Here is a 4,880-nt window from a genome sequence, read left to right as displayed (position 1 = left end):
TGGGATCACCGTCGGCGCTGAACGGCGTCGAGGCCTGCATGATCGGCTCGATGATGCTCTCGAGCACCTCGCGATAGAGGTTGTCCTTGGACTTGAAGTAGTAGTAGACGTTCGGCTTGGGCAACCCGGCCTTGGCGGCGATGTCGCTGGTCTTGGTCGCGGCGAAGCCTTTGTCGGCGAACTCTTCACTGGCCGCGCGCAGGATCAGTTCCTTGTTGCGCTCGCGAATGCTGCTCATGGTGGGGGTTTTTCCTCGTGTCTGGCCGCAGGCTGTGGCCCGGCAGGGGTGGTCGCGCATGGTAGCACCGGCCTTGCAACGCGCTCAAGGCAGCGACTTTGGGCTAGACTCAGGGCCCATTACCCTCCTGGAAACACAAGCATATGGCAGGTAGCAGTCTACTGGTGCTGATCGATGACATCGCCACGATTCTCGACGATGTGTCGGTGATGACCAAGGTCGCCGCGAAGAAGACGGCGGGCGTGCTTGGCGATGACCTGGCGCTCAATGCCCAGCAAGTCACCGGCGTACGGGCCGAGCGGGAAATCCCGGTGGTCTGGGCGGTGGCCAAGGGCTCGTTCCTGAACAAGCTGATCCTGGTGCCCGCGGCGCTGTTGATCAGCGCGTTCATTCCCTGGGCGGTGACGCCGCTGCTGATGCTGGGCGGCGCGTTCCTGTGCTACGAGGGGTTCGAGAAGCTGGCGCACAAGTTCTTGCACAGCAAGGACGAGGACCAGGCCGAGCACGCCGCGCTCACCGAGGCGGTGGCCGATCCAGACGTTGACCTGGTGGCGTTCGAAAAGGCCAAGATCAAGGGCGCTGTGCGAACGGACTTCATCCTGTCGGCCGAGATCATCGCCATCACCCTTGGCACCGTGGCCGATGCGCCGCTGACCCAGCAGATCATCGTGCTGTCGGGCATAGCGATCGTGATGACCATTGGTGTGTATGGGCTGGTGGCGGGCATCGTCAAGCTCGACGACCTGGGCTTGTGGATGACGAAGAAGGCATCGAGCGCGGCGCAGGCGGTGGGCAACGGCATCCTGCGGGCGGCGCCGTACATGATGAAGAGCCTGTCGGTGATTGGCACCGCGGCGATGTTCCTGGTGGGTGGCGGGATTTTGGTGCATGGCATCGCGCCGCTGCATCATGCGATCGAAGCGTTCAGCGAAGGGCGCGGTGGCGCGTTGACCGGGGCATTGCTCAACGGCCTGGCCGGGGTGATCGCCGGCGCCGTGGTGCTGGCCGTTGTCGCGGTGGCCAGCAAGCTGTGGCGTGCGGTGCGGCCGGCTGCGTGACCATGGTCTGGGACCGATGAGCTACAGCCGACCTTGCTGTGGGACCTCGATGGGTTGCTGCAATCCATTTATCTGTGGGCCCGGCGATGCCGGGTCGGGGTAGTGATTACCTCGGTAGAAGACCGTTGCTCCCACAAGGAAAATGTCCTCCAGGAGAGGTCTTCCACAAGTTTCACAAGGAAAAGTCTTCCACAAGGAAAAAAGGTCTTCGACGGAAATGAGGACTACTTCTCAAGAAGAACGACCCCAGCAGATACCGTCTTCGCTTAGAAATGCACCTTCACCAGCAAGCTCGCGGTGTTCTGGTCGGTCTCGAAGGCGTTGCTGTCCTTGATGCCGTACTTGTTCTTCCAGTAGTCGTACTCGATACCCACGTACAGCTGCTTCTCGCCAATCTTCAGCGCCTTGCCCAGGTCGTACTTGATCTGCGGGTTGAAGTGCAGGTTGGCCTGGTAGGTGCCGCGGCGGTTTTCGTCGTTGTCGACCACCCAGTCCATGAAGCCGTCGATGAGGATGTCGGAGCTGCCGACCGGAATGGTGTACGACCAGGCCGGGGTGATCTGCCAGACGTTGTCGCCAGCGCGGCTGCCGTCGGTGGTGCGCTGGTAGAAGTTCAGCTGGAACCAGTCGAACCCCGGGATATCCAGGTCGAAGCCCGGGCCGATCAGGTAGGCCTCGGTGTCGCCCTCGCCAAACTCGTAGGTCATGGCCAGCAGCACGTCCTTGATCGGGCCGAACTCCATCTTCTGACCGAAGATCTTGCCGAACGACAGGCGCGGACTGATTTCGCCGTAATAGGTGTTGTCACCATTCCCCGAGTCTTTCTTGCCGTTGTAGAAGATCTTGTCGACGAAGATGAAGTTGTCGCCGTATTTCCAGCCGTCAGCGTGCTCGAAGGTGAAGGTCTGCTGGACCTCGGGGTTGACCTTGAAATCCTGGCCGTACAGATACGTCAGGCTGTTGTTCTGCCACTGCAGCAGGTCGCCGGCGAGGCTGCTGCCGGTGGCCAGCAGGCCGGTGGCCAGGATCAGGCTGTTGGTGATGCGCATGCGTAGGTCGCTCCCTTGATAGGTTCTTTGTGTGAGCGCTCGAGGCGGCGCTTTTTTGATATTGAATTTGTCTTTTGAGTCAGCTTTTTTCCACTGGCCACAGCTGATTGGCAAGAGCCGCGCCAACCTTGTGGGCAAGGCGCAACCCTCCTGCTCGACGTCCTGCTGAACGGATGAAAAGAGGTATGTTCAAACTGGCAACAGGTTCGCCAACCACCCGGATTCATTGACCGAGGAGTCAGTAAACAGGAGCAGATTCCGTCCTGCCCTGATCGAGGGGGCGCGCAGATTACTGGCTTGCGCGCCAGGCCTCAAGTGCTCCGTCCTGAAGCACGTTGCTACAAAGTTGGGCGTTCGGTCAGCTTATTAGAACTGCACCTTGACCAGGGCGCTGGTAACGCTCTGGTTGCTGTCCACATTGCCGCGGTTGTCGATGCCGTATTTGTCTTTCCAGTAGCTGTATTCCACCCCCACATACAGCTGCCTGGCACCCAGGTTCAGCGCCTTGCCCAAGTCATATTTCACCTGCGGGTTGAACTGCAGGTTGGCGTGGTAGGTACCGCGGCGGGTCTGGTCGTTGTCGACCACCCAGTCCATGTAGCCGTCGATGAGGATGTCGGATCGGCCCATGGGGATCGTGTAGGAAAACGCCGGGGTAATCTGCCAGACCCGATCCCCGGGACGGCTGCCTTCGGTGTTGCGCTGGTAGATGTTCAGGGTGAAATAGTTGAAGCCCGGAATTGCCAGATCAAAGCCCGCGCCGATCAGGTAGGCCTCGTTGTCGCCCTCGCCAGACTCGTAGGTCATGGCCAGCAGCACGTCCTTGACCGGACCGAACTCGAGCTTGCGGTCGAAGATCTTGCCGAACGACAGCCGCGGGCTGAACTCGCCGTAGTAGGTGTTGACGCCTTTTCCGCGGTCGGCCTGGCCGTTGTAGAAGATCTTGTCGACGAACAGGAAGTTGTCGCCGTACTTCCATTTGTCGGCGTGCTCGAAGGTCAGCGTCTGCTGGATTCGCGGGTTGACCTTGAAGTCCTTGCCATACAGGTACGTCAGGCTGTTGCCTTGCCACTGCAGCCACTCGCCCGCCACGGCCGGGAGGCTGTGCAGCAGGGTGCCGCCGAGCAACAGGGTCGGAATGATTCGCTTCATGTCGTGCTTCCCGGATGTCTCAGTGCTGGTGGGCGGCGTCGTTGTGCACGGCGCGTTCGGCTCCACCGAGGATGTTGAACAGCAGGTTGAGCAACAGCGCGCTGACCGTGGCCATGGCAATGCCGCTATGAGTGATCGGCTCCATCCACTGCGGCATCTGCGCGAAGAACTCCGGACGCACCACCGGGATCAGACCCATGCCGACGCTCACCGCCACCAGCAACTGGTTGCGCCGGTCACCGATGTCCGCCTCCTGGAGGATCCTGATGCCCGTCGCCGCGACCATGCCAAACATGGCGATCGAGGCGCCGCCCAGCACGGCGGGCGGAATCGAGGCGATCAGGAAGGCCGCCTTGGGCAGCAGGCTGAGCACGATCAGCAAGCCGCCCGCCACCACGGTGACGTAGCGGCAGCGCACCCCGGTCATCTGCACCAGGCCGATGTTCTGGGCGAACGAGGAGTGGGTGAAGGTGTTGAAAAAGCCCGCGACGAACGAGGCGCCGGCATCGCACATCAGGCCTCGGCGCAGCATGCCCGGGGTGACTTCGCGGTCGGTGACCTTGCCCAGGGCCAGGAACATGCCGGTGGACTCGACGAAGATGATCACCACCACCAGGCACATCGACAGGATCGGCGCCAGGCTGAAGGTCGGCATGCCGAAGTGCAGCGGCGTCACCACCTGCAGCCACGGCGCCTGGTCCAGCCCGGACAGGTCGACCATGCCGATCGAGCCTGCCAGCACGTAGCCCAGCCCCATGCCGATCAGCACCGAGACATTCACCCAGAAGCCGCGCATGAAGCGGTTGACCAGCAGGATGGTCGCCAGCACCAGGCCCGCCACGGTCAGGTAGATCGGCGAGCCGAAGAGACTGGCCTCTTCGCCGCCACCGGCCCAGTTGACCGCGACCGGAAACAGCGACAGGCCGATCGAGGTGATCACGGTGCCGGTCACCAGGGGCGGGAAGAAACGCACCACCTTGGACATGAACGGGGCAATCAGCATGCCGAAGAACCCGGCGGCGATGGTCGCCCCAAAGATCCCCTGCAAGCCCACGCCCGGCATGCCGGCCATGGCCACCATGCTGCCGACGGCGGCAAAGCTGGCGCCCATCATCACCGGCATGCGGATGCCCACGGCGCCGATGCCAAACGACTGGACGATGGTGGCGACGCCTGCGACCAGCAGGTCGGCGTTGATCAGGAAGGCGACTTCCTGACGGGAGAGTCCCGCGGCCTGGCCGATGATCAGCGGCACCGCGATCGCGCCTCCGTACATCAGCAATACATGTTGCAGGCCCACCAGGATCAATTGGAACAGGGACAACGGCTGTCGTGGGGGCGCGACGGGAATGTACGCCTTGGATGACACGGACATGCAGCACC

General features: G+C 62.0%; 5 protein-coding genes. 1 reads left to right on the top strand and 4 read right to left on the bottom strand.

Annotation, left to right across the window (positions count from 1 at the left end; translation table 11 throughout):
* On the bottom strand, nt 1-238 hold a 238-nt coding region (locus VJS90_RS13530), incomplete at its 3' end, for a helix-turn-helix domain-containing protein (protein WP_324122159.1).
* Between the two features lie 143 nt (nt 239-381).
* Between VJS90_RS13530 and VJS90_RS13525 the strand changes: the two genes are divergently transcribed.
* The gene (locus VJS90_RS13525) at nt 382-1,296 is read left to right on the top strand and encodes a DUF808 domain-containing protein (protein WP_324122158.1); all 915 of its coding nucleotides are present in this window, start codon (nt 382-384) and stop codon (nt 1,294-1,296) included.
* 266 nt (nt 1,297-1,562) lie between these two features.
* Here VJS90_RS13525 and VJS90_RS13520 read toward each other — a convergent pair whose 3' ends face one another.
* From VJS90_RS13520 to VJS90_RS13510, 3 genes are all read right to left on the bottom strand, one after another.
* Nucleotides 1,563-2,345, bottom strand: coding sequence for an outer membrane protein OmpK (locus VJS90_RS13520; RefSeq protein ID WP_324122157.1), 783 nt, complete (start codon nt 2,343-2,345; stop codon nt 1,563-1,565).
* 366 nt (nt 2,346-2,711) lie between these two features.
* On the bottom strand, nt 2,712-3,497 hold the full coding sequence (locus VJS90_RS13515) for an outer membrane protein OmpK (protein WP_324122156.1): 786 nt from the start codon (nt 3,495-3,497) through the stop codon (nt 2,712-2,714).
* Nucleotides 3,498-3,516: 19 nt separating this feature from the next.
* The gene (locus tag VJS90_RS13510; RefSeq protein WP_324122160.1) at nt 3,517-4,872 is read right to left on the bottom strand and encodes a nucleobase:cation symporter-2 family protein; all 1,356 of its coding nucleotides are present in this window, start codon (nt 4,870-4,872) and stop codon (nt 3,517-3,519) included.
* Nucleotides 4,873-4,880: the final 8 nt, after the last annotated feature.

Source organism: Pseudomonas sp. (assembly GCF_035277045.1).
In the GTDB taxonomy this organism is placed as follows: Bacteria; Pseudomonadota; Gammaproteobacteria; order Pseudomonadales; family Pseudomonadaceae; genus Aquipseudomonas.
The sequence above is the reverse complement of the archived record's forward strand: the minus strand, read 5'-3'. Positions and strand labels throughout refer to the sequence as shown.